Below are 991 nucleotides of genomic sequence, written 5' to 3' on the forward strand. Positions count from 1 at the left end.
CACCTTTCCCTCACGGTACTGGTTCACTATCGGTCACTAGGGAGTATTTAGCCTTGGGAGATGGTCCTCCCGGATTCCGACGGAATTTCACGTGTTCCGCCGTACTCAGGATCCACTCTGGAGAGAACAACATTTCAGTTACAGGGCTGTTACCTTCTTTGGCGGGCCTTTCCAGACCTCTTCGCTTATATCATTCCTTTGTAACTCCGTATAGAGTGTCCTACAACCCCAAGAGGCAAGCCTCTTGGTTTGGGCTGTTCCCGTTTCGCTCGCCGCTACTCAGGGAATCGCATTTGCTTTCTCTTCCTCCGGGTACTTAGATGTTTCAGTTCCCCGGGTATGCCTTCTCATACTCTATGTATTCAAGTATGGATACTACTCCATTACGAGCAGTGGGTTTCCCCATTCGGAAATCTCCGGATCAAAGCTTGCTTACAGCTCCCCGAAGCATATCGGTGTTCGTCCCGTCCTTCATCGGCTCCTAGTGCCAAGGCATCCACCGTGCGCCCTTTCTAACTTAACCATTTCTTACTTTAGAAAGAATCACTATGTGTGATGAACTTTGCATTGCATTCAATGTGAATGTATTACTTATTGTTATCTAGTTTTCAAAGAACACGTTGGTGGAGCCTAGCGGGATCGAACCGCTGACCTCCTGCGTGCAAGGCAGGCGCTCTCCCAGCTGAGCTAAGGCCCCGATTTAATAGAAGATGGTGGGCCTGAGTGGACTCGAACCACCGACCTCACGCTTATCAGGCGTGCGCTCTAACCAGCTGAGCTACAGGCCCATCTTTCATATCGAAGATATGATGTTGTAGGATCTTTTGCAAGTTCCTTCAAAACTAAACAAGACGAAAACGTACGCTGCTCCATATATCCTTAGAAAGGAGGTGATCCAGCCGCACCTTCCGATACGGCTACCTTGTTACGACTTCACCCCAATCATCTGCCCCACCTTCGGCGGCTGGCTCCATAAAGGTTACCTCACCGA

2 tRNA genes and 2 rRNA genes are annotated in these 991 nt (G+C 49.6%); all 4 read right to left on the reverse strand.

From position 1 onward, the window contains the following. Positions 1-523: ribosomal RNA gene (locus AAZR19_RS18860) — 23S ribosomal RNA — on the reverse strand; the annotation flags it as partial. A 98-nt stretch (positions 524-621) separates the two neighbouring features. Then, positions 622-697: transfer RNA gene (locus AAZR19_RS18865), tRNA-Ala, on the reverse strand. Between the two features lie 14 nt (positions 698-711). Further along, positions 712-788, reverse strand: a tRNA-Ile gene (locus AAZR19_RS18870). Between the two features lie 95 nt (positions 789-883). Next, positions 884-991, reverse strand: a 16S ribosomal RNA gene (locus tag AAZR19_RS18875); the annotation flags it as partial.

Origin of the sequence: Bacillus sp. Je.9.29.b, assembly GCF_051129925.1 — a bacterium.
Classification (GTDB): domain Bacteria; phylum Bacillota; class Bacilli; order Bacillales; family Bacillaceae; genus Bacillus; species Bacillus safensis.